Origin of the sequence: Nocardia carnea, assembly GCF_029869215.1 — a bacterium.
GTDB classification, from domain to species: domain Bacteria; phylum Actinomycetota; class Actinomycetes; order Mycobacteriales; family Mycobacteriaceae; genus Nocardia; species Nocardia carnea_B.
The window spans coordinates 30,506-51,769 of record NZ_JARWPM010000369.1 but is presented as its reverse complement, the minus strand read 5'-3'; the positions used below and the strand labels follow the sequence as shown (position 1 = coordinate 51,769).

Annotated in this window: 23 protein-coding genes and 1 pseudogene; 11 read left to right on the top strand and 13 right to left on the bottom strand. The window is 67.7% G+C overall.

Annotated elements, in window-relative coordinates; genetic code table 11:
* Window positions 1–347: 347 nt before the first annotated feature.
* Both QH276_RS26205 and QH276_RS26200 read left to right on the top strand, forming a co-directional pair.
* A complete protein-coding gene (locus QH276_RS26205; RefSeq protein ID WP_280398694.1) occupies window positions 348–1,616 on the top strand; it encodes a cytochrome P450 in 1,269 nt (422 codons plus the stop codon).
* 60 nt (window positions 1,617–1,676) lie between these two features.
* Window positions 1,677–2,513, top strand: a complete 837-nt coding sequence (locus tag QH276_RS26200) for a mycofactocin-coupled SDR family oxidoreductase (RefSeq protein WP_280398695.1) — start codon at window positions 1,677–1,679, stop codon at window positions 2,511–2,513.
* Window positions 2,514–2,620: 107 nt separating this feature from the next.
* Here the strand turns inward: QH276_RS26200 and QH276_RS26195 are convergent, their stop codons facing one another.
* Together QH276_RS26195 and QH276_RS26190 are read right to left on the bottom strand one after the other, a co-directional pair.
* Window positions 2,621–3,517, bottom strand: a complete 897-nt coding sequence (locus QH276_RS26195) for a class A beta-lactamase-related serine hydrolase (RefSeq protein WP_280398696.1) — start codon at window positions 3,515–3,517, stop codon at window positions 2,621–2,623.
* Window positions 3,514–4,389: a LysR family transcriptional regulator gene (locus tag QH276_RS26190; protein ID WP_280398697.1), complete on the bottom strand. Its 876-nt coding sequence runs from the start codon at window positions 4,387–4,389 to the stop codon at window positions 3,514–3,516. Before QH276_RS26190 ends, QH276_RS26195 begins: the two co-directional genes overlap by 4 nt.
* Window positions 4,390–4,552: 163 nt before the next feature.
* Between QH276_RS26190 and bla the strand changes: the two genes are divergently transcribed.
* Window positions 4,553–5,497, top strand: a complete 945-nt coding sequence (bla, locus tag QH276_RS26185) for a class A beta-lactamase (protein WP_280398698.1) — start codon at window positions 4,553–4,555, stop codon at window positions 5,495–5,497.
* 52 nt (window positions 5,498–5,549) lie between these two features.
* Here bla and QH276_RS26180 read toward each other — a convergent pair whose 3' ends face one another.
* Window positions 5,550–6,191: a pentapeptide repeat-containing protein gene (locus QH276_RS26180; protein ID WP_280398699.1), complete on the bottom strand. Its 642-nt coding sequence runs from the start codon at window positions 6,189–6,191 to the stop codon at window positions 5,550–5,552.
* Window positions 6,192–6,536: 345 nt separating this feature from the next.
* On the opposite strand from QH276_RS26180, the gene QH276_RS26175 reads away from it, so the two are divergent.
* Window positions 6,537–6,878 (top strand): hypothetical protein, encoded by a 342-nt coding sequence (locus QH276_RS26175; protein ID WP_280398700.1) that lies wholly within the window; start codon window positions 6,537–6,539, stop codon window positions 6,876–6,878.
* A gap of 8 nt (window positions 6,879–6,886) precedes the next feature.
* On the opposite strand, the gene QH276_RS26170 is transcribed toward QH276_RS26175, so the two are convergent.
* The 5 genes from QH276_RS26170 to QH276_RS26150 form a co-directional block, all read right to left on the bottom strand.
* A complete protein-coding gene (locus QH276_RS26170) occupies window positions 6,887–7,945 on the bottom strand; it encodes an LLM class flavin-dependent oxidoreductase (protein WP_280398701.1) in 1,059 nt (352 codons plus the stop codon).
* Window positions 7,946–7,949: 4 nt separating this feature from the next.
* Entirely contained in the window at window positions 7,950–8,756 is an 807-nt protein-coding gene (locus QH276_RS26165; RefSeq protein WP_280398702.1) for a DUF1684 domain-containing protein, read from the bottom strand.
* Between the two features lie 39 nt (window positions 8,757–8,795).
* Window positions 8,796–9,056 (bottom strand): hypothetical protein, encoded by a 261-nt coding sequence (locus QH276_RS26160; RefSeq protein ID WP_280398703.1) that lies wholly within the window; start codon window positions 9,054–9,056, stop codon window positions 8,796–8,798.
* A gap of 72 nt (window positions 9,057–9,128) precedes the next feature.
* A complete protein-coding gene (locus QH276_RS26155; protein ID WP_280398704.1) occupies window positions 9,129–9,263 on the bottom strand; it encodes a hypothetical protein in 135 nt (44 codons plus the stop codon).
* A complete protein-coding gene (locus QH276_RS26150) occupies window positions 9,260–9,805 on the bottom strand; it encodes an Imm15 family immunity protein (RefSeq protein ID WP_280398705.1) in 546 nt (181 codons plus the stop codon). Before QH276_RS26150 ends, QH276_RS26155 begins: the two co-directional genes overlap by 4 nt.
* A 142-nt stretch (window positions 9,806–9,947) precedes the next feature.
* Here QH276_RS26150 and QH276_RS26145 point away from each other — a divergent pair, with 142 nt between their 5' ends.
* From QH276_RS26145 to QH276_RS26130, 4 genes are all read left to right on the top strand, one after another.
* A complete protein-coding gene (locus QH276_RS26145; protein ID WP_280398706.1) occupies window positions 9,948–11,072 on the top strand; it encodes an XRE family transcriptional regulator in 1,125 nt (374 codons plus the stop codon).
* A 3-nt stretch (window positions 11,073–11,075) separates the two neighbouring features.
* Window positions 11,076–11,969 (top strand): phosphotransferase family protein, encoded by an 894-nt coding sequence (locus QH276_RS26140; protein ID WP_280398707.1) that lies wholly within the window; start codon window positions 11,076–11,078, stop codon window positions 11,967–11,969.
* 25 nt (window positions 11,970–11,994) lie between these two features.
* Window positions 11,995–12,858 carry a viomycin phosphotransferase gene (gene vph / locus QH276_RS26135; RefSeq protein WP_280398708.1) on the top strand — a complete coding sequence of 288 codons (864 nt, stop codon included), beginning with the start codon at window positions 11,995–11,997 and terminating at the stop codon, window positions 12,856–12,858.
* A 164-nt stretch (window positions 12,859–13,022) separates the two neighbouring features.
* Window positions 13,023–13,820, top strand: coding sequence for an SDR family NAD(P)-dependent oxidoreductase (locus QH276_RS26130; protein WP_280398709.1), 798 nt, complete (start codon window positions 13,023–13,025; stop codon window positions 13,818–13,820).
* A gap of 245 nt (window positions 13,821–14,065) precedes the next feature.
* Here the strand turns inward: QH276_RS26130 and QH276_RS26125 are convergent, their stop codons facing one another.
* A complete protein-coding gene (locus QH276_RS26125) occupies window positions 14,066–15,463 on the bottom strand; it encodes an acyltransferase family protein (RefSeq protein WP_280398710.1) in 1,398 nt (465 codons plus the stop codon).
* A gap of 369 nt (window positions 15,464–15,832) precedes the next feature.
* Here QH276_RS26125 and sodC point away from each other — a divergent pair, with 369 nt between their 5' ends.
* On the top strand, window positions 15,833–16,507 hold the full coding sequence (gene sodC / locus QH276_RS26120; protein WP_280398711.1) for a superoxide dismutase[Cu-Zn]: 675 nt from the start codon (window positions 15,833–15,835) through the stop codon (window positions 16,505–16,507).
* Between the two features lie 147 nt (window positions 16,508–16,654).
* Here the strand turns inward: sodC and QH276_RS35610 are convergent.
* The 3 genes and pseudogenes from QH276_RS35610 to QH276_RS26110 all read right to left on the bottom strand — a co-directional run.
* Window positions 16,655–16,717, bottom strand: a pseudogene (locus QH276_RS35610) (hypothetical protein); the annotation flags it as partial.
* 516 nt (window positions 16,718–17,233) lie between these two features.
* Window positions 17,234–18,574 carry a sensor histidine kinase gene (locus QH276_RS26115; protein ID WP_280398712.1) on the bottom strand — a complete coding sequence of 447 codons (1,341 nt, stop codon included), beginning with the start codon at window positions 18,572–18,574 and terminating at the stop codon, window positions 17,234–17,236.
* Window positions 18,567–19,241, bottom strand: a complete 675-nt coding sequence (locus QH276_RS26110) for a response regulator transcription factor (protein WP_280398747.1) — start codon at window positions 19,239–19,241, stop codon at window positions 18,567–18,569. Before QH276_RS26110 ends, QH276_RS26115 begins: the two co-directional genes overlap by 8 nt.
* A gap of 213 nt (window positions 19,242–19,454) precedes the next feature.
* Between QH276_RS26110 and QH276_RS26105 the strand changes: the two genes are divergently transcribed.
* Entirely contained in the window at window positions 19,455–20,030 is a 576-nt protein-coding gene (locus QH276_RS26105) for a TerD family protein (RefSeq protein WP_280398713.1), read from the top strand.
* 45 nt (window positions 20,031–20,075) lie between these two features.
* Window positions 20,076–20,543, top strand: a complete 468-nt coding sequence (locus tag QH276_RS26100; protein WP_280398714.1) for an RDD family protein — start codon at window positions 20,076–20,078, stop codon at window positions 20,541–20,543.
* Between the two features lie 56 nt (window positions 20,544–20,599).
* Here the strand turns inward: QH276_RS26100 and QH276_RS26095 are convergent, their stop codons facing one another.
* A complete protein-coding gene (locus tag QH276_RS26095; protein WP_280398715.1) occupies window positions 20,600–21,262 on the bottom strand; it encodes a methionine ABC transporter permease in 663 nt (220 codons plus the stop codon).
* Window positions 21,263–21,264: the final 2 nt, after the last annotated feature.

Below are 21,264 nucleotides of genomic sequence, written 5' to 3'. Positions count from 1 at the left end.
GCCTGTTGACGGCCGCGTGCCGCACATGCTAAGCATGTGCTCAGCATCACACCTGAGCAGTCGCTCAGCAACGGCGTTCCGGTTCGACTCCGGGCAACAGCGCCCGCGTGGGTGGATGCGTTGCGGCACAAGGGATATGGGTCGCCCGGTGGTAGCGAACGAGTGCCCCGAAGGGGTCCCGCTCATATCCGATGAACAAGGAGGACGCCGTGGGAAACCCGGAAAATCCTCCGCGCGTCACGAACGGCGTTGTGCGGTGGCAGCCCGGGTCCGCCGCGGAAAAGCGAGCCGTATCAACCGGTGATCCCCGGCCGGTGCCAAGACTCTGCTGATATCAGGAGGTTCCCGTGACCGATTTCGATACGGTCGACTACTTCACCGATCCCGCGCTGGTACCCGACCCGCACCCCTACTACGACCATCTACGGGCCAAATGCCCGGTGACCAGAGAACCCAACTACGGGGTCTACGCAGTCACCGGTTATGCGGAAGCCAATGAGGTACTCCGGGATTCGGATACCTTCTCCTCGTGTATCGCGGTGGGCGGACCGTTCCCGCCGCTGCCGTTCACCCCCGAGGGCGACGACATCACCGCACAGATCGCCGCGCATCGCACGGAACTGCCGATGTACGAGCATATGGTCACCATGGATCCGCCCGAGCACACCGACGCGCGCTCGCTGCTCAACAAACTCCTCGTACCCTCCCGGCTGAAGGAGAACGAGGAGTTCATGTGGAAGCTGGCCGATAAACAGCTCGACGAGTTCATCGACGACGGCAAATGCGAGTTCCTGGGTGCGTACGCCAAGGTTTTCACGCTGCTGGTGATCGCCGACCTGCTGGGTGTGCCGGAGGAATACCACGAGGAACTGCGCATCAACCTGGCCGGCGGGCCGACGGTGGGCTCCATCGACAAGGAGATCGTCCCCGTCAACCCGCTGGAATGGCTGGACAGCCTGTTCAGCGAACTGATCTCCGACCGGCGGCGCAACCCGCAGGACGATGTGCTGACCTCGCTGGCCGAGGCGAAATATCCGGACGGGTCCACGCCGGAGGTCATCGAGGTGGTGCGCACCGCGACCTTCCTCTTCGGTGCGGGCCAGGAAACCACCGCCAAACTGCTCGGCAGCGCGATGCAGTTCCTGGTCACCCGCCCGCACCTGCAGGATGCGCTGCGCGCGGATCGCAGCAAGATCCCCGTGTTCATCGAGGAGACCCTGCGGATGCAGGCGCCGGTGAAAAGCGGTTTCCGGCTGGCGAAGAAACCGGTGGAGATCGGGGATGTGCCGTTGGCCGCCGGCGATCTGGTGATGGTCTGCCCCGGCGCGGCCAACCGCGACCCCCGGCGTTTCGAGAACCCGCACGAATTCGACCTGAACCGCCCGAACTTCCGCGAACATATGGCCTTCGGCCGCGGTGTGCACACCTGTCCCGGTAGCCCGCTGGCGCGGGTGGAGGGCCGGGTATCGCTGGAGCGCATCCTCGACCGGATGCTCGATATCCGGATCGACCCGGACAAGCACGGATCCCTCGACAATCCCGTGTTCACCTTCGAGCCGACCTTCATCCTGCGCGGTCTCACCGAACTGCACATCACCTATACGCCGAACTCCTGAAAAAGCTTATCCAGCAATGGAATACGGCAGCGCGCTGCCGAACGAGGAAAAGAGGAAGTCATGACCGGACGGGTCGAGGGCAAGGTCGCCTTCATCACCGGTGCGGCCCGCGGCCAGGGCCGCAGCCATGCGGTGCGGCTGGCCGAAGAAGGCGCCGACATCATCGCCATCGATATCTGCAAACCGATCGATACCGCCGAGATCCCCCCGGCGACGCCGGACGATCTCGCCGAAACCGCGGAACTCGTCAAGGCCACCGGTCGTAAGATCGTCACCGCCGAGGTGGACGTCCGCGACGCCGACGGGCTGAAGGAATCCCTCGCCGAGGGTGTCGGGAAACTCGGGCGTCTCGACATCATCGTCGCGAACGCCGGCATCGCCAGCGGCGGCGACACCCTCGCCGAGACCGACGAGAAAGTCTGGCAGGAAACGATCGATATCAACCTCAGCGGTGTGTGGAAATCGGTGAAAGCCGGTGTGCCGCATATTCTCGAAGGCGGCCGCGGCGGCTCCATCGTGCTCACCAGTTCGGTCGGTGGCCTGAAGGCCTATCCGCAGACGGGTCACTACGTTTCCGCCAAACACGGCGTCGTCGGCCTCATGCGCGCCTTCGCGGTGGAACTGGGCCAGCACATGATCCGGGTCAACTCGGTGCATCCCACGCACGTGAGCACCGCCATGATCATGAACGAGAAAACGTTCCGGATGTTCCGCCCCGATCTGGAGAACCCGACCGCCGACGATATGGCGCCGATCTGCCAGATGTTCCACACCCTGCCCGTGCCGTGGGTGGACCCGATCGATATCAGCAACGCGGTGCTCTACCTGGCCTCCGACGAAGCCCGCTACCTCACCGGCGTCACGCTGCCGGTGGACTGCGGGTCCATGCTCAAGTAACAGCACTGCTCCGGTGTGGCCGGCCTGCTCCGGCCGGTCACACCGGAGCGGCACCGCGGACGCCCGCCGGCGGGGTGACTCGGGTCCGGCGGCCGGCACTCGGGTGATCAGTCGTGGGGGAGGGCGCGACGGAGTTCGGTGACCGCTATCCGGGCCGCTTCGGCGATGGCGGCGTCCACGGCGGGCAGGGCCGGGTCGGCGCGGGCGGCGCGGGTGAAAACCGCGACCGCGACCGGATATTCGCCGGGGAATTCCACCACCGCGACCTCGTTGCGGATGATGCCGATGGTTCCCGTCTTACCGGCCACCGAGACCGCGCGATGCGGGAAACCGGCGGCGACCCGATGCGGCCAGACCTGGCGCCGCATCACCGACCGCGCGAATTCCGTTTGCTCCGCCGACACGACCTCGCCGCGCCACAGTGCCGACAGCAGCCGGGTCATCTCCTCCGGCGTGGTCGCGCTGGTGTAGGCGGGATCGTAGGCCGAGACCGTCCACGCCTCGTCGTTGTCGGCCAGCGCCGCGAACGCCTCCACTGTGCTGTGGGTGTCGGTGTCCTCGACGAGACTGCGCTGGATATCCGCTGTGCCGCCGACCAGCCGGGTCCGGGTGAGGCCGTGCGATATCAGCAGTTCGTGCACCGCGGCCAGACCGATCTCGCCCAGCAGCAGATCGGCTGCGGCGTTGTCCGACACCGTCATCATCGAGGTCGCCAGGTCACGGCGGCTCATGGTGACCGGGTCGTGCAGGGCGGAGACCCCGGTGGGCCCGGGCGTACAGTCGGCCGGAACGAGGGTCAGCCGTTCGAGCGGATCGACCCGGCCCGCGTCCACCGCACGGCAGTAGGCGAGCAGCAGCGGAAATTTGTATACCGACGCCGTCACCACCCGCTCGGTGCCACCGATCGAGACCTCGTCGCCGCTGCCGTCACACCGCCGGGCATGCAGCCGGCCGGTGCAGCCCGCGTCGGCGAACACCGCGCGAATCCGGTCCGTGACGGTCACCGCAGGCGTTCCCGGTAGAGCACACCGTCCAAGGCGTTCGCCTGCTCCTCCGCCCCGGCGCGGTGGATCACCCGGCAGCGCAACGCCACCGCCTGCGGCGCCATTCGTAACCAGGCGACGCCGGGAAGGTCGGACGGCGGGGTCGTGGTGAGACCGAAGCTGGTGCCGGCGGCCACCGCCGCCAGCACCGACCGATCGTCGTGGACGGTGACGGTCGGTGCGTCCAGGCCGCGTTCGCGCAGCAGGTCGCGGACCGTATCGGAGGCGGGGGGATTGGCGGCCCGCGGGAAGGCCGCGTACGTCAGGTCGGCGAGCATCGGGAACACCGGGCGCTCGGTGGCGGTGCTGCGATGCTCGGCCGGTACGACGATCCAGCGCGGCAGTTTCACCACCGGCCGCGCCTGCACCCCCTCGACCAGCGCCGGATGTTCGATCACCGCCACATCGCACAACCCCGACCGCACGGCCGAAACCAGGTCGACCGTCGCGGCCACCGTGGTGGACACCGCGTCGCCGCTGTTCTTCTCGGTGCGCAGCGCCGTCACACAGGCGGTGAGAATCCGGTCGGGAAGCGCGGTGGTGGCACCCCAGTGCACGGTGCCGCGGGTCCGCGCGATGCGCTCGGCCTCGGCCAGCAGCCGCTGCGCATCGTCGACCAGCAGCCGCGCCCGCGGGAGCAGTTGCCGGCCGGCCGCGGTGAGTACCGCGCCCTGCCGGGTGCGGTGGATGAGTTCGACTCCCAGCTGGGATTCCAGCCGCCGTAATCCCTGCGAGAGCGGCGGCTGGGTCATATCGAGAACCGTGGCCGCCCGCCCGAAATGGCCCTCGTCCGCGATGGCGACGAAATAGCCCAGGTGGCGGATCAGGTCCATAGCCATATTGAACCAGCGGCCCGGCCGGCCGCCGTCCCACCGGGGTTCCGACGCGGGATACCCGGACAGAAAATCGCCTTCACCACGTGTTATATCTAATATGAATCGTGCGCGGGAGTGTCGGATATTGGCGGGCACCGCCGCGCCGGTGTGTGCTGCCGATGTGAAGCCGAACCGATCCGTATTCCGTATCCCGGCCGGTCGCCGGTCGCTGGCGGCCGTCCTGGCGGTGACCGCGCTCGCCGCCGCCGCATGCGGGGCCGATCCGGAGACCACCACGCCGGCGACGCCGATGAGCCCACCGCCTCTCGTCGATCTCAGTAACACCCTGATGGTGCTCGAAGCGCGGCACAACGTGATGTTCGGTATCGCCGCCTACAGCCCGACAGGCGCCCGGACCTTCGAATGGAACGCCGGCGATCGGTTCGCCCTGGCCGCGACCTTCAAGGTGTACGCGGTCGCCGCCCTTCTCCGGATGGCCGAACGCGGCGAAGTGGACCTCGCCGAGCGCGTACCGATCCGCCCCGAGGAGCTCGTCCTCGCCTCACCGGTCACCCACTACCATCGGGGCGAGACGCTCACCTGGTACGACCTCGCCCAGGCCGCACTCGTCCGCAGCGACAACACGGCCGCCAACCTCATCCTGCGCCGGATCGGCGGTCCACCCGCCGTCACCGCACTGGCCCGGATGGTCGGTGATACCGAAACCCGGCTGGACCGCTGGGAACCCGCGTTGAACGAGGCGCTGCCCGGCGACACCCGCGACACCACCACCCCCGCCGCGTTCGCCGGCGGTTTGAACCGGCTGATCCTCGGTAACGCGCTGATCCCCGAACACCGGCGGATGCTCACCGGCTGGATGCGCGCCAGCGTCACCTCCGGCGACCGGATGCGGCAGGGGTTGCCCATCGGCTGGGCGGCGGCCGATAAATCCGGCGCCGGCGCCTACGGCACCGTGAACGACGCCGGGGTGGTGTGGAGTCCCACCGGAACTTCGATCGTCCTGTCGATATTCAGCCGCTCCACCACCGGCTACCCCATGGCCGCCCCCAGCAACCAGGCGATCGCCGACGCCACGAAGGCAATTCTGCGGGCCGTGACGAGCTGACCCCGGAAATACGAAGGGCAACCACGAAAATTGCATTTCGTGTCACCTGCTGTCAGGGCTGCACGATCAGCCCGACCGCGGCCGCCAGTGTCGGTGCGAGATCGAACAATTGTCCGGGAGTCACGAGGGCGCCACGCAACGACTCCACGCCCTCGGCGATCCCGATACTCTGCGCCTGCCGGAAGTCGACCTTTGTCAACTGCGCGTTCCGCACCGTCAACGCCGATATCTCGGAACCCGGAAAGCTCACTTCCGACAGCTTCGCACTGCCGAAATCGACATGGCGCAGTACGCAATCGACGAACCGGACCTTCGTCAGCCGGGCGTTGCGGAAATTCACCGAATCCAGTTTGCAATCGTGGAATTCCACCCGCCGCAGCTCGGCGCCGCTGGCCTCCACACCCGACCAGGCCCCTTCGATCACCTCGGCGTCCAGCCAGGCGGCGTCCGGCATATCCGTCCCGGTGAACCGCACGCCGTGCAGCCAGACATCGGCGAACCGCGCGCCACCCACCACGCCGCGGTCGATCTGCACCGACCGGAAGGCGCATTCACCGAACACGGTGTTGCGCAGGTCGGGTTCGGTCAGCACGGTGTCGTCGAACCGGGCGCAATCGTATTCGCGCTCGACGTCCAGGGAATCGACCGGCCGAAGCCACTGCGCGAACGGTAGATCGGCCAGTTCCCGTGGCATTGCGCTCCTCAACCGATAGCCGCCGTGTTCATGCCTGGACGGTCTCACTGTAGACGGGCGTAGTCGCGGTACTCGCCCGGTGGGCGGGCAGACCGGGAGGCCGGAGACGCGTTCCTTGTACCGGCTGTGGCCGACGCTGTCGGCCGGTGGCGGCCCTGCCAGGGCATTGACCTCAACTATGGTTGAGATCCTAGGATCGTGGCCGGCCGGCAGAAACGGCCCGGGCTACGACGGATTGCTCGTGGTCCCGCCACCGCACGAGAATTCGGGCTCCGCCCGTACCGACACGCGCCGCGACCGAACTCGACGTTCGACCGAAACGCGGTGCAGAAAAAGGTTCCTACCATGGCTGTCCCACCACCGCGGGTCCGGAAGTTCAGCTCCTCGATCGGAGACGACGCTATCCGCTTCGACGACCGTATCCGCATTGCGCCCGGCCTCGACGCGGCCGCCGGCGGGTCGATGAGTGCCTACACGGCGTTCTTCCACGCGGGGGCGCGTGCCGACCTGCCGGCCCCCTACGCGGAGGTCTGGGTGGTGCTGGGCGGAGCGCTGCGGGTGGGCGACGGCAGCGCCGCCGTGACGGTCCGCGCTGGTGAGTTCGTGCATGTTCCGGAGCAGGCACCGGGGGTCGTCGAGGCGCTCGAGGACACCACGATGGTCTGCGTTTCGGTACCCGCGCACTGAGGTGGTCATCACGGAAGTCGTTCATGCGGAGGAGAACTCGGTGCGGCCGCGACCGCCGGTTTCCAGCCGAGGGCGGGGGCGATGAGTTCGACGGTGTCGTGCAGGATCTGCTCGTAGTCGCCGCGGTGGAATTCGTAAGGCAGTTCGAGGCGTAGTTCGGTGGTGTGGGCGAATACCGGGTCGGCGCGCAGCTTTTCCACGATCTGCTCGGCGGGGCCGGCCAGGTCCGGGGCGAACAGGATGCGGCGTTCGCCCTGCGGGGCCAGGGTACGGTCGTGTCGGGCGGCCGCGTATTGCCGGTAGCGTTCACGGGTCGTGCGGTCGGCGCTGTCGAAGGGGACGAGCACCCGGCCCACCGCGACCCGGGCCGGGCGCGACGGACCGATACGTCGGCGGTACTCGTCGAGCAAACTCAGCTGGGTGGTGGCGAAATCGTCGCTGTGCTCGCCGAAGACGATATTTCCGGTGAGCAGGTTGAGGCCGTTTTCCCCGGCCCAGCGCACGGAGCGGATACTGCCGCCGCCATACCAGAGCCGGTCGATCAACCCGGGGCTGTGCGGTTGGAGGCGGGGGCGCTGGATATTGCCGGGGGAGTGGATCACCGTATCCGGGCCGCCCAGATAGTTGCCGCGCAGGTTGTCCATGAGCCGGGCGATCCGGCCGTAGGACAGGTCGTAGCTGCGCCAGTCGCCGTCGAAGACGAGGTCGCCGAGCAGGTCGGCGTGCGGGGGTGTGCCCGCGCTGAATCCGGGTTGTAGCCGCCCACCGGACAGGACGTCGGCCATCGACAGGTCCTCGGCCAGCCGGAACGGGCTCTCGTAGCCGATGGGGATCACGGCGGTGCCCAGTTCGACCCGGCGGGTGCGCTGAGCGGCGGCGGCCAGGAACACCGCCGCCGAGCCCACACCGTGTTCGAGATGGCGCTGCCGGATCCAGGCGCCGTCGAGACCGAGCTGTTCGCCGAACTCGAACAGGCGCAGGGTGTCCTCGAGTCCGGCGGCGGGATCGCCGTTGGGATAGTTGCCGGGGGTGAGCAGCGAGAGTTTCGTGATCGACGGCGTGCGCATCGGTTCAGGCGCGCTCGTAGGGGATCTTCTCGCCCGCTTCGATCGCGACCGGCAGCCGGTTCTCGGCCGGCGGCAGCGGGCAGGTCGCGAGATCGGTGTAGGCGCAGGGGAGGTTGACGGCGCGGTTGAAGTCGAGGGTCACCGTGCCGTCGGGTCCGGGTGGTGGTAGTTGGAGCACGCGGTTGGCGGCGTAGGTCGTGACCCCGGAGGTCGCGTCGGTGAACAGCACCGACAGATGCCCCGGAGCCTTTCCGGGGAACGCGGTGAGCCGCAATGCGCGACCTTCGAGGTCGAATTCGATCTGCCCGGGTGCATCGTAGACGTGCTCGAGTCCTTCCACGGCCGCGCCCACCGTCGTCGGCCGCGGCCGGTCGAACGCGGTGTACCGGCCGGTGACCACCCATCTCGGATCGGGTGAGTACGCGGGTGTGCCCCGGAATGCGGTGCGCAGGGGGTTGTCTGGTTGTCTGGGGCGGACGATATCGTGCCCGCCGCGTTTGGCGACCTCGATCACGGCCGCACCCCACACCGCGTTGATCCCGCTCCGCTCCGGGATGACGCCGAACCGGTGGGTGCCCTGTACCGGAGCACCGTCGATCACCAGCTGCTCGCCCTCGTCGAGAACGACCACGACACCGCCGGGCCCGGTGGACCAGGCGCCGGGCGCGTCGGGGAAACGTTGCGGTGTCGCGGTGAGCCAGTGCAGACCGGTGACGGCCAGGAAACCGTGCGGGTCGGCGAGGTTGTCTTCGTGCCGCCGGTGCCAGTCTTCCCATTCGGCGGTGAAGGTATCGGCTGAGGTTGTCGTCATGGATATTCCCTCCGGATCGGGAGCGAGACCGTGCGGCGATCATCCGCCGCGGGCGCCGGAGGCGAAACGTTTCCGCTCGGGGTGATTCTGTGGCCGCCGGGCACCGAGCCACACCATGAGCACCAGCGTCGCCGGATACGGTGCCGCGTCCGAGATCTGCATCGGCAGGCCCACGGTTTGCAGGCGGAAGCCGAGGGCCTGGGTGTAGGCGTAGCAGACGAGGGCGAGCAGCAGTGGCCCCGCCCGGCCGGAGGTGAGCAGCAGGGCGAGCACGATGATCCAGCCGCGGCCCGCGGACATGTTCTCGGTGAACAGCGCGACGGCTCCCAGCGTCAGTTCGGCGCCGGCCAGGCCACCGAGGATCCCGATCGACTACGGAGCGGCCGTAACCGCGTCGAGTTCGCCGGTGACCACCCCGGTGCAGAGCACCACGACCCGCTCGCTGGGGGTGAGCAGTTCGCCCAGGTCGCTGGATCTACACGTGAAATGATCTCGTTCCGCCCTCATACCGCTTCGATGATGCCCCTCGGTACCGGGCAGTCGACGTGCTGGACGAAAACACGTTCCAGGCGTTTATCGCCGGACTCGTCCACGATGTCGTCGTTGATCAGATAATCGGGGTCGTGATCGAGTAAGTACGCGACCGTGTTGCTGCCCTCACTGGTCGGCGGCCGGAGTTTCAGGTAGTCGAAAACTCCCTTGCTGGTGTTCGCTCGCCAGAAGCGCGGTGTCAGCGGGTCTCCTTCCGGGAAGAAGTCCCAGCCGGTGACCGTGACCGCGCAGAAGAAATCGAACTCTCTTCCAGCAAAGTAGCGTTCGGCGTGTTCGAGGATTCGGCCGAGATGAGCGACCGCCGCCCGAACCAGCACGCGGTTACGTTCGAGAAGCGGTAGATCGTCCAGAAAGGCGATTTGGGAATACGTTGTGAAGAGGGGGAGCTCGTCGAAATACCCGTCACACGTCATCAACGCGTCGAAGTCCAGTAAGTCTGCCGCCGCCAGTAGCCTCCCGAAGGCATCTCCGAATCGGGGATCGACTTCAACTGTCACGGTGTCTCCCCGCATCGTCGTGATTGCGTCGACCAGGTTCACGCGGACCGGACGCGAGAGCGGCGGGTCGCGGGTGTACCTGGCCACTGCGCACTGTAAACCGTCGCGGATCACCGATCACCCGAGGAGTTGATACCACACATTGCTCGGCTTCCATGTGGACACCACCGATCCGGAAGCCGGTAACCTGGCGTGCGAGGAGGTGGACTGGGTGAACCGCAGGGACTTCGTCACCCTGGCAACCGCCGCCGCGCTCGGTTCCCATCTGCATCCGGAGCTCGAACGACTGACCGAGGTCCTGCCGAATCGGCTCGACCACGTGACCAGGCCACGTATCGGCAACGCCGATATCGATGCGATCGAAGCCATCGGCGATGGCTTCCGCCGCTGGGATCTGGCCCACGGCGGTGGGTTGTGCCGCAGTGCCGCACTGGGCCAGCTCCACCAGGTCGCTGCGCTCGACGATGTCGTATGCACACCGTATGTCCGGGCGCGCCTGCAGGTCGCGACCGCTGAGCTGGCCAGCATGGCCGGCTGGCTCGCCTACGATATCGAGGACCACAATGCCGCGCGCCGCCTGTGGACCTACGCCCTCCACACCGCCCAGCGCGCCGACGACAACCCTCGCTCCACCGACCTCATGGTCGTCATCCTGCTCGACATGGCCCACCAGGCCCTGCACTTGCGCCAACCGAAGAACGCACTCGCCTTCTGCCGGCTGGCCGCAGCAACCTCGGCAAGCCGCCGCCATCCGGTCTCGCACATCACTGCCGGTTACATCCACACGGTGACCGCGTGGTGCTGGGCCGCGCTCGGCGAACCCGAGCCGACGCGGAGAGCGCTGGCCGAATCCCGAGCGGGGTACGCGGCGGCAAGCCCGGAGACGGCGCCACCCTGGTCGTGGGTTGTCACCGAGGCTGAAATCGCTGCCCAGCAGGGACATGCGTTGTACTTGCTGTCGCTGAACCACCCGGAATTCGCCGAATCCTCTGCCGTCCAGCTGGCCACGGCGGCACAAGGGCATCCGGCCGAGTACGAACGCAGCCGTGCCATGATGCTGCCGACACTGGCCATCGCGCATTTCGGGGCCGACGACATCGACTCCGCAGTGCGGATCGGTCAGGATGCCCTCAGCGCCGTCACCGCGTTGTCCTCGCAGCGCTGCTACGCACGTTTGCGGGACCTGGACACCGTTGCCGCCCGGTACCACTCCGCGCCAGGCGTGCCGGATCTGCGCGCTGACCTCGCCGCGGCGCTGGCGGTGTGAGCCGTGTCCGGAGACGACTCACTACCGGGGCAATCCGATCTCGAAACGGTTTGCGGCGCATTCGGTCTGGGTTGCGAAGGCGCACAGCTCCTGCATCGAAGGTCCAATGCCGTCTGGCGGGTCGGCGATGTGGTCGTCCGCCTCGCCCCGGATACGCCACTGCGCCGCGCTCGTGCCGCCACGAGTATCGCGGTCACCCGATGGCTCGCATCCACGGTGACTGTGCCCATCGCGCTCGACCCTTTGCCCGGCGAACAGCCGGTATCGACCGGTAGCGCGGTGGCGACGTTCTGGCCGTATCGATCCGTCACCGGCTACCCCACTGCCGGTGATGTCGGAAAGCTCGTGCGCCTGCTCCATCAGCAGCCGGCGCCGCCGTTCCGGTTGCCGGAGTATCGTCCATTGCATCGGCTGTGGGAAGCTCTCGAGGTCGACGCCGCGCGAATATGCCCGGTACTGAGCGATCTGGACCGGCAATGGCTGCACAATCGAGCCGCAGATCTGATCGCGACCTTCGAAGCGACCCGATTCCCACTCGGGCACGGCTTGATCCATGCCGACGCGCATGAGGAGAACGTCGTGCAGGCCGACAAGGACTGGCTGTTCATCGACTGGGACAACGCCTGCTACGGTCCCCGCGAACTCGACCTGGTCGGCACACTGCCCGACCACTTCCACGCTCCACGGGCCGACCGCGCCGAATTCGTCCGGGCGTACGGCTATGACCTGATCGAGTGGCCGGAGTGGACACTACTTCGCGATATCACCGAGTATCACTCGCTCGGCGCGTATATCCGGCTCGCCGCCGACACTCCCGGGGCCGCGCACGAACTCGGCCGCCGCATCGAATCCTTGCGGACCGGTAACCGCGATATCGTCTGGCAAGCGATCGGCTGAAACGGTGGCGCGAGAGGGCTGTGGTGTGGAGAGGACGATCGGACGGCATCGGGTTCTGTTGAGCCGCTTGCTGCCGGAGGCCGAACCGGAGGAGTTCGCCGTCCACGAGGGACAGTTCCATCTGGTGCTGGTCGGCCCCGACCTGGTGGTATGCGTGCCTCGCACCGAGGCCGCGGCGGCCCGGCTGCCGCGGCGAGCGGCTGTTCTACGTATCCTCGCCGGAATCGACCTCGGCTTCCGGACCCCGGCTCTACTGGCGGAGCGCTACGCGGATGGCACCGATGAGCAGCCGTTCCTGGTGTTGAGCCGGGTTCCCGGAGCTCCGTTGCCCGCCGAGGTTCTCGACGAACCGCAGGTGGCCGATGTGGTCGCAGGCCAGTACGTCGGACTGCTGGCCGGTCTTGCCGAGGTCGGCGCCGACGAGGGAGTGCGGGCGGCCCTGCCGGCCCCGGCGGACCGGTGGCAGCGATTCGCAGCGGACGTCCGCGCCGAGTTGTTCGGGCTCATGTCTGCCGGTGGGCGTCGGCGTGCCGAACAGGAACTCGCCGCCGTCGAGAGCCTTCCCCACCTGACGGCGGCGGTGGTGCATGGTGACCTCGGACCGGAGAACGTGTTGTGGGAGAGCATCAACGGGCTCCCACGCCTGAGTGGAGTGGTCGACTGGGACGAAGTCGGTCTCGGTGACCCCGCCGAAGACCTTGCGGCGATCGGCGCCGGCTACGGCGTATCACTGTTGCGACGCGTGCTTGCGCTGGGTGGCTGGGCGGATCAGGAGACAACCGCCCGCATCGCCGCGATCGCCGGCACTTTCGCTCTGCAGCAGGCTATCGCCGCCTATCGGGACGGTGATGAGGAGGAACTGGCGGACGGTCTGGCGCTCTACCGCTGAAGCGGTCGCTGCAGTGCCGGACCGCACGTGACACGGGCGGCCCGAGGGCGCGGCGCGCTCATCATGGTCTCGATGTGCCGCGCTGTGGGCGGGAGCTTCTCGGGTTCGGATCGCGTGGAGCGAGATCCGCGACCGGGTAGGCGACCGTTGTTAGCGTGGTGCGAATGGACCTGGGATTGGACGGTAAACGCGCCATTGTCACCGGCGGCAGCAAGGGGATCGGGCTGGCTGTGGCCCGGGGGCTGGCCGCCGAGGGGGTGGATGTGGTGCTGGCGGCACGTTCGGCTGAAGCGTTGGACAGTGCGGCGCGCGCGGTGGCGGGGGACACCGGCCGGCGGGTACTGGCCGTGCCCACCGATACCGGTGACGACGAGCAGGTCCGGGAGCTGGTGTGGCGGACCGTGAGCGAACTGGGCGGGGTGGACATCCTGGTCAATGCCGCGGCGACACCGTGGAGCGCCGGGTCCCCCACCGGGCTCGCCGACACCACCGATGAGGTGGTGCGGCGGGAGGTCGAGATCAAAGTGCTGGGCTATCTGCGGACAGCGCGCGCGGTAGCGCCGCATCTGGTGGCGCAGGGGTGGGGGCGGATCATCAATATCAGCGGGCTCGGTGCCCGGCAGGCGAATTCGATCGCACAGACGGTGCGTAATATCAGTGTGTCCGCCGTGACCAAGAATCTGGCGGACGAACTCGGGCCGCACGGCGTGAATGTCACCGTCGTCCATCCCGGACTCACGCGCACCGAACGACTCGCCCAGCGGCTGACCGACCAAGCCGCCGAAACCGGTTCCACGGTCGCCGAACTCGAGTCGGCTCTCGTCACGAACACCGTGGCCCGGCTCATCGACGCGCGGGAACTCGCCGATGTGGTGACCTTCCTCGCCTCACCGCGCAGTATCGCCATCACCGGCGATGCCATCGCGGCCGGTGGCGGTGTGCCCGGACCGGTCTACTACTGACCGGCCCGGGCACGCCCATGAACAGGGTCGCGGCGACCCCCGGGTGCCGGCGGCCCGCTCGATATCACCGCCGGTCGCTACGGTGCGGGATCAAAGCCACGACCCCCGTATCCACCAGCCAAATCGGCCACCGCCGCCGCTGGCCCGAATACTATGAGCCCTCGAGGTGAGGGCCGTAATCTGTTATTCGGGTGAGAGGTTGTGACTGAGATGGCGTGATGGTCCGGCGGTGTCCTACGCGGAAGCTATCTCGTGCCCGGTGTTGGGTCCGGAGTGGGCGAAGCAGTGGGGGTGATGGGAGATGCGGCGTACAGGACCCGTAGCAGGAGTGCACCGGCGAGGTAACAGACCAACCCGAACGTCGGAATGCCGAAAGGAGCCGGCTCGGTGGCGGGGTACAGCTGGTTGTTCAGCAGTCCGACAGCGACGGCGCCCATTCCGGTAGAGGCCAGGATCAGCCGCAGCGTCGGGCGGGCCAGTACCGCGGCCACCGGCTCGGGCATCCATCGAGGACGCCGTTGTAGGTGTCGGGCGGCGGCGAACTCGACACGCCCGAAGATCGCCAACAGTACAGCGAGGGCCGCTGTGAGCATGAACAGCCACGGCAGCCGCCAAGCCCACCACGCCGTGGTCCCGGCGGTCTCGGTCGGCAGTATCCCGGCGAGGTGCAGAACCAGCACGATCAGCAGTGCGGCTGTCATATGCCACAACAGCACGGTGAGGGCGACCGCATTGACCGCGATAACCGCCATCCACGGCCGGCGACGTTGCAGCCATCGCTCAGCGGGCGGTTGTACGAGCCGGGCGAGCCCGAGCTGAGCGACGAACAACGCTACCAGCGCCAGACTCGGCGGCGACATGTTGTGCAGCCGCTCTCCCGGCACGTTGATCATACTCACCGGATAGGGGCCCGGCACGGTGAGCACCAGCACGACAGCCAGCCCGCCGACGACGAGCGCCCACAGCGTGCGCGGGCTGGTGGGTAGCCGGTTCTCCCGCCAGAAGTAGCCGATCTGGTGCATCACCATCCACCCGAACACGAAGCTCCCATTGCCCCAGGCCTCGTCGCCGTAGAGCCTGGCCCAATCTCCCGCGGCGACCAGCACAACTAGAACCACGGGCACCGCGATACCGAATCGGCGATGCAGCGTCGACATCACCGGGGCAAGGGTGACGATGATGAGGTAGGCCGCCAGGAACCACAGAGAGATCGCCGCGGTCCACACCACCAGCCGTATGCGCTGCGGGTCCTCGCCCAGCAGTCGCGCCCCCCAAGAGCCGGCCGCGAACACGAGGATAAAGGCGGTGCAGGGGCGTACCAGCCGGGCCGCCCGATGGACCAGCCAATCGCCCGCACTCCCGCCCGCCCGCTGGTTGGCGGCCAGTGAGGCGGCGTTGGCGTACCCGCCGACGAGGAAGAAGATCGGCACGACCTGAACCAGCCACGTGACCGGATGCGCCCATTGCAGGTAAGGCAGGGCCGAGCGGCCGGTCAGCTCCCCGTTTCGGTACTCGACCACGACCACCAGCCAGTGCCCGAGCACCACGGCGATGATCGATATCGCGCGGAGCAGGTCGATGTATCGTTCTCGGGAGGCAGGGGTCTTCTCGACCATCCGCCGGAGCTGCCTCATCGGCGCCATGCGGGAAAGGTACCACCGTGCACGTCCTGCGCCGGAGACATTGCGCCCGACTACGCCCCGACAACGGCGGGTGGGATCGGATCCCTGACAAATCTTGTTGCACACCGATCCGCCTACTATCGGCAGCCAGAATCCTTGTCGCCGATCCAAGCGGGACGAGATGACGGTGATTGCCCAGGCCGGGCGCGGTCTGGAGAACCCTGCAGGAGCTGCGAGCTCAACAGGACGTGCCACGCTGAGCCGTAAAGGTCACGGGGCTTCCGGAAGAGTCGACTATCATCAACGCAACGTTTTCCATCTCAGCTTCTGTGACTACTGCTCGAGCGACACCGGCAGCACGTGCAATCAACTCGACAAGGAAGCTCTTCGATGGCGCTCCGCGCGACGTATCGCCCTGTGCAGCGGACTATTGCCCCGCTGCTCGCGGTCACAGCTTTCGGTGTGGCCGCCTGTAACAACAGTCAAGAATCCAGCGAAGTCCCGGGAACAACTCCACCGGTCTGGACGGCGGGGAATACCAACTCGGCCACCACCGAGACCCCAAGGCAGCACCGCGAGGGCTCGGAACAGGTCGAGTTGAGAGATCCCACCGGGAGGCAGGTCGGCACCGCCCATTTCGCCACTGTCGGGGGCAAGGTACGGCTCACTGTCGACGCGCAGGGCCTGACCCCGGGCTTCCACGGCCTGCACATCCATCAGTACGGCAAATGCGAGCCCAACTCCATCGCCCCCTCAGGGGGTCCGCCCGGTCACTTCCTCTCCGCCGGTGGACACCTGCACCTCGACGGGCCGGAACATCATCCGGCCGCCGGAGACATGACCGCTTTACAAGTCGGCAAGGACGGCACCGGGCGGCTGGTCACCACCACCGACTCGATCACAGTGGACCAGATCACGGGCAAAGCCGTGATCCTGCATGCCGGCCCGGACAACTTCGCCAACATCCCCAATCGGTACCAGGCCGGGGGCGTACCCGGCCCAGACGCGGAAACCCTGAGCACCGGGGACTCGGGGCCGCGGATCGCCTGTGGAGTCATCGGGTAGCTCCAGCTTCGAACGCTGAGATTTCAGCCCGGCGCAGCTCGGGAACCCGGCACGTCCCGCCGTAGACGGGTAGCGCCGTGCCGAGCCGAAACTCGCCGCCGGGCTGCACAGCCATAACGCCGCCGCGGCGACCTCCTCGGCGCGGCCCAGGCGGCCGACGGGCTGCTGCTCGATGATCGCGGCCATCGCCTCGGCCTGACCCGCCAGCATCCCGGCGACCATCGGAGTCTCGACCACGCCCGGGCACACCGCGTTGCGCTCGGGCAGACCGACCAGGCCAACCGCGAGAGGAACAGTTCACGATCGCCCCCGAGCCCTGGGCGCGCATATGGCGCGGCTCTGCTTCCTCGCGGCCCAGACCCCGCGCAGATCGACTGTGTTCGACCTGATCGAAGTCGGCGGCCGTCTCCCCGGCGGCATCGGCGGGCTGCGCGCCGACGCAGTTGAAGGCCATGTCAAGCGGCCCATAGGTTGCTACCGCCCGGTCGACCGCGGCGGGACCTGCGCCTCGTCGGTGACAGACCTACCAGACCACGGCTCATCTGTGCACATGCCGCCGCACCCTCGTCGGCCCGTGTCCGCCGGGCGAAGAACTGGCCACAGACCGCTCGGTGCGGCCACATGCGACACGATCGCCGAGCACCGGGCCGACGTGCCGAGGGGAGTGGCCGAACCGGCTGACGTCGAGTGTTTTCATGCCCGCGGGCGCGGTGCGATCCAGACCGATCAGTTGTCGGCGTGCTCCGGCAGGTTGATCTCGAGCCGGGCGCCACCGCGGGGCGAACTCGACAGCCGCGCGCTGCCGGCGGTGTTGCGGGCGGCTTCGGCGATGATGGCCAGGCCCAGTCCGGCGCCGCCGTGGGTGCGGCTGCGGTTGTCGTCGCGGCGTTCGAATCGGCGGAACAGCCGGTCACGGTCGTGTTCGGGGATACCGTCGCCATCGTCGTCGACCCACAGCACCACCTGTCCGTTCGTGCAGCGCAGCGTGAAGTCGACGCGACTGCGCGCGTGGCGGCGCGCGTTGTCGGTGGCGTTGCGCACGGCCCGGGCGAGGAGCCGTTCGTCGGCGAAAACCCGGGCCGGCCCCACGGCCGCGGTGTCGGTGGTGACGCCGAGCCGGCGCAGCCGGGCCGCTTCGGCGAGCACGATATCGTCGAGATCGACTTCGCCGCAGTGGTGGCCGGTGCCTTCACCCAGCCGGGCCAGCAGCAGGAGATCGTCCACCAAATCGTGTAGCCGGGCCGCCTCGCTGTCCACGACCTCGGCCAGCGACGCGAGATCGGTCGCGCCGGGGTGGTGCCGCGCGACCTGTGCGTGCTGCCGGATGGCGGCCACCGGTGAGCGCAGTTCGTGCGAGGCGTCGGAGACGAACCGCTGCTGGGCCCGGTGTGCGGCCTCGAGGCGGTCGAGCATCCGATTCATGGTCGCGGCCAGCCGGGCGACCTCGTCGTTCCCGGCGGGCGGAGCCACACGCCGGGAGAGGTCCTCGCCGAGGGACTCGACATCGAGACGGATGCGCTCCACCGGCCGCAGCGAGCGGCCGACCACCGCCCACATCAACCCCGCGACGAATGCGCTGACAGCGGGCACCGCGACGGCCAGCAAGAGGGCCGCCGAGCGCACCGCGTCATCGGCGTCCGCGAGGGAGCGCGCGACCACAACGGACTGCACCGCGCCCGACGCGAGTGTGATCGGCGCCGAATGCACGACATAGTCGGTGCCGTCGAGGGCGAAGCGTTCCGCGGACGGCACCGGCAGTACCGGGCCGGTCGCGGAGTCACCCTCGGCCGTGGTGATCACGCGACCGTCCTGCTGGAGCTGGACGATCACGTTGTCGACCTCCGACACCGGTAGCAACGCCGTGTCCGCGCCGGCGCCGAGCCGGTGCTGGGCGTCCGCGGCGATCTGGTCGGCCTGGATATCGGCCGCGTTCGAATGCGCCGTGACCAGCGTATGGCGGAACAGCAGCAGGAAACTCACCGCGCCGACCGCCAGGACCGCCAGGACGACAGCCGTGGTCGTCACCGTGATCCGTACCCGTAGCGAGGGCAGACCGAGACTAGGCATCGGGCATCAGCCGGTATCCCGCGCCGCGGATCGTGCGGATGGTGTCGACGCCGAACGGTTTGTCGATCTTGGCTCGCAGATGCGCGATGTACACCTCGACGATATTCGAATCGCCGTCGAACTCGCCGTGCCAGACTCCGGCCAGAATCTCGCTTTTGGACCGGATCACGCCCGGTTCGCGGGCGAAGAACGCCAGGATCGCGAATTCCCGGGCCGTCAGCCGCACCGGAGTATCGCCGCGCCGAACCTCGCGGGTGGCCGGGTCGAGACGCAGACTACCCACTTGCAGGGCGGTCGGGCGTTCCGGACGTCCGCGCCGGATCAGGGCCCGCAGCCGGGCCACGAGTACCGGGAAATCGGCGGGTTTGATCACATAGTCGTCGGCGCCGGTGTCGAGACCTTCCACCTGGTCCCATTCACCGTCCTTGGCGGTGAGCATGAGGATCGGTGTCCAGTTCCGCTCGTCCCGCAAGGTCCGGCACACGGCGTATCCGCTCATACCCGGCATCATCACGTCCAGCACCAGCGCGTCGTAGCGGACCTCCCGCGCCCGCCACAAGCCGTCGGTCGCGTTGTATGCCAGATCGACGGCGAAGCCCTCGGCCTGCAAGCCGCGCCGGAGCCCGTCGGCGAAACGGATCTCGTCATCGACCACCAATATGCGCACGCCACCCAGTATGAATACGGCCACCACCGCGACCGTGACTGCTGTCCGCTCGTACCGCCCTCGCGGCGGCTGCGGGCCGAACCGTCGTTAATGCTGGCTTAAGCCTGCGTCGGGCACCATGGCCGCGACCCGGGATCGCCGTGGCGCCGGGCCGGCTCGGGCGCACGCGTTTCCGGGCGCCGGGAAACAGCAGGAGAGAAGGAGTATTGCGGGATGGGCGTGACCCTCGCCAAGGGCGGCAATGTATCGCTGTCGAAACAGGCCCCGAATCTGACCGCGGTGGCGGTCGGTCTGGGCTGGGATGTGCGGTCCACCACGGGGGCCGAGTTCGACCTGGATGCCAGCGCCCTGGCGACCGGACCGGATCACAAGGTCGTCTCGGACCGGCATTTCGTGTTCTACAACAATCTGCGTTCCCCCGAGGGCAGTATCGAGCACACCGGCGACAACCTCACCGGTGAAGGCGAGGGCGACGACGAGGTGATCAATGTCGATCTGGCTGCCACGCCGCCCACGATCACCAGCATCTTCTTCCCCGTCTCGATCCATGACGCGAACGCCCGGCAGCAGTCGTTCGGGCAGGTGCGCAATGCGTTCATCCGGGTCGTGGACCGGACGACGGGTTCGGAACTGGCCCGTTACGACCTGAGCGAAGACGCCTCGACCGAGACCGCCATGGTTTTCGGTGAGCTCTACCGCCACGGTGCGGAATGGAAGTTCCGCGCGATCGGCCAGGGGTACGCCTCCGGGCTGGCCGGAATCGCCCGCGACTACGGCGTGAACCTGTGAGGTCGCCGAGATACCTGCGCCATCCCCGTTACGAACAGGAGCACGATGAGTACGGCCGGATTCGATCCCTATTCCGGAACCACGGTAACCCCGGGCGGCCTGGGTAAACGCGCCGCGGCCCGCTTCGTCGACTGGATCGTCGCCGCTGTCGTCGGGGCGATCCTGTTCTGGCTGTTGAACAGATCCGCCCACGTTCCGGGATGGGTTTCCATCCTCCCCGGTGCCGGTTTCGGCTTCCTGTACTTCCTCGGATTCGAGGTCACCACCGGTTCCACGCCCGGTAAGAAACTGCTGGGCCTGCACGTCAACGGTGCGGGCGGGGCGCCCAAGCCCAGCCTGAGGCAATCCGCGTTCCGCAACGCCTATATGTTGCTGAACCTGATTCCCTGCCTCGGCGGTGTGCTCTGGTTCGCCGCTGCCCTCGGCATCGCCGTCACCGTGAGTTCCAGTTCCACCAAACAGGGCTGGCACGACCGTTTCGCCGACGGCACCCAGGTCGTCGAAACGCCGTAGGTATCCCGCATTCGGCGGATGCTTTCACGGACGCCTCCGTTCTTCGGTAATCGGGTTCAGCGGCGCAGGACCTTGCGGGCCAGCCAGTTGCCGAGGAACTGGATGCCCTGCACACCGGCGATGATGAGCAGGGTGGCGTCCAGGGTGACCTCCCAGTCGAAGCGCTGGTAGCCGTAGACGAGGGCGAAATCGCCGAGGCCGCCGCCGCCGACCGTGCCCGCCATCGCGGACATGTCCACGATGGCGATGACGATGAAGGTGTATCCGAGGATCAAGGGGCCCAGGGCTTCCGGGATGAGCAGGGTGATGATGATCCGCAGCGGTCCGGCGCCCATGGCGCGGGCCGCTTCGATCACCCCGGGGTCCACGGTGACCAGGTTCTGTTCGACGATCCGGGCGATGGCGAACGAGGCGGCCACGATCATCACGAAGGCGGCGGCCTCGGTGCCGATGGTGGTGCCGACCACCTCCAGTGTCACCGGACCCAGGGCGGCGAGCAGGATGATGAACGGGATCGGCCGCACGATATTGACGGTCACGTTCAGCAGCCAATTGATCGGGGCGTTGGCGAGCAGACCACCCTTGCGGGTGGTGTAGAGCGCGGTGCCCAGGAACAGGCCGATGATGCCGCCCACCACGAAGGTGAGCAGGACGAGGTAGACGGTGGTGCCGATCGCCTCGGTGAGCAGCGGGCGCAGTTTGTCCCAGTCGGTGTCCATCC